Raw genomic sequence first — 1592 nt, 5'->3', positions numbered from 1 at the left:
AGTATAACACACAAAACGCAAAAATTGCATCCATTACTGAAAAAACTTTAATTGTTGGTATTGATGTTGGAAGTGAAACTCATTTTGTCCGTGCTTTCGACTGGAGGAATTATGAATTTACCAAAAAGCCTTTTGAGTTTAGCAATAGTGAAGCGGGATTTCAGACCTTCAAAGCCTGGATGGAGGATCTTTTAGAGAAAAATGGCAAATCCGTTGTGATTCCTGGTATGGAGCCAACCGGTCATTACTGGTTCGCCCTGGGAAAATTCCTGCAGGACAATGGAATGAGGCCGGTGCATGTAAATCCCCATCACGTAAAAAAGTCGAAAGAACTGGACGACAATAATCCCAACAAGAATGACCGCAAAGACCCAAAGACGATCGCCAGTCTTGTGAATGAAGGACGTTTCTCTTATCCTTATATACCTACTGGCGTTTATGCAGAGATCAGGAGTTTGTCAAACATGCGGTTCCAGGCACAGGAAGAGCTTACCAGAGCCAAAAACCGGATCGCCAGATGGTTCTCCATCTATTTCCCGGAGTATAAAGACGTTTACAGGGATCTAAAGGCGGTCAGCGGAAGGATGGTACTGGAGACAGCACCGCTGCCGGAGGATATCTGTAAACTGGGAGTGGAAGGCGTAAACAGGATCTGGAGGGACGCAAAACTGAGAGGCGCCGGAATGAAGAGGGCAAAGACCCTGGTATCGGCTGCAGAGCACAGCGTTGGAAGTAAGGAAGCGCCGGAAGCGGCAAGGATTGAACTGAAGAACCTGCTGAAAGATATGGATGTATATGCATCAAGAGTGGAAGAACTGCTTGGGGTGATAGAAGAAAAATTGAAAGAGATCCCATATATCGACAAACTGATGGCAATCAAGGGAGTTGGACTGGTCACAGTCAGTGGATTTATTGCAGAAGTAGGGGACATCAGACGTTTCGATGATCCAAAACAGCTGCAGAAGCTGGCAGGATATGCGATTGTGTCGAATGAGTCAGGAAAGCATAAAGGCGAAAGCCGGATCAGCTACAGAGGCCGGAAACGCCTGAGATATGTGCTGTATGAAGCAGCGCTGTCACTGATCGGGAGGAATCCGGAGTTTAAAGCGATCCACGAGTACTATCGGACACGCAAAGAGAATCCTTTGAAGAAGATGCAGTCCGTAGTGGCAATCGCATGTAAAGTGATCAGGATCTTTTATGTGATACTGACCAAAGGGGTGGATTATAACCCGGAAAAAATGATGGGAGATATCCGCAGGCCCCAGATACAGGCAGCGTAATAAAGTAAAACAGGAATCGTTGATCCATGCTTGTCACAGTTGAATTGAGCCCATGAAGAGGAAGAAGTGGATTGAATTCAGCTGTGGCAGGACAGCTGGAGGCAGGTGGAATCATTTACGGGGAAACGTCCGCCGCAAGGTGCCGGAATGAGGAAGCGTGCCGGAAGTCAGTAAATGTAAGACAAAGAATGAGCCAGTAGTCGGCAGGTATATTTTCCATAGGGCAAGACCCTGCACAGGAGCAAAGCTGACACCCTGGTTATGGGCAGGCGGGACGAAGGAAGTGAGGACCCGGCGGAGACGCAGGAG

General features: G+C 47.7%; 2 protein-coding genes. Both read left to right on the top strand.

Annotated elements, in window-relative coordinates; translation table 11 throughout:
• The coding region (locus B5G00_RS18385) for an IS110 family transposase (protein WP_087275079.1) at positions 1 to 1283 on the top strand (1283 nt) is incomplete at its 5' end.
• 71 nt (positions 1284 to 1354) lie between these two features.
• Positions 1355 to 1483 carry a hypothetical protein gene (locus B5G00_RS19540; protein ID WP_275532383.1) on the top strand — a complete coding sequence of 43 codons (129 nt, stop codon included), beginning with the start codon at positions 1355 to 1357 and terminating at the stop codon, positions 1481 to 1483.
• Positions 1484 to 1592: the final 109 nt, after the last annotated feature.

The organism is Blautia sp. An46 (genome assembly GCF_002161645.1).
Classification (GTDB): Bacteria; Bacillota; Clostridia; order Lachnospirales; family Lachnospiraceae; genus Blautia; species Blautia ornithocaccae.
The sequence above is the reverse complement of the archived record's forward strand: the minus strand, read 5'-3'. Positions and strand labels throughout refer to the sequence as shown.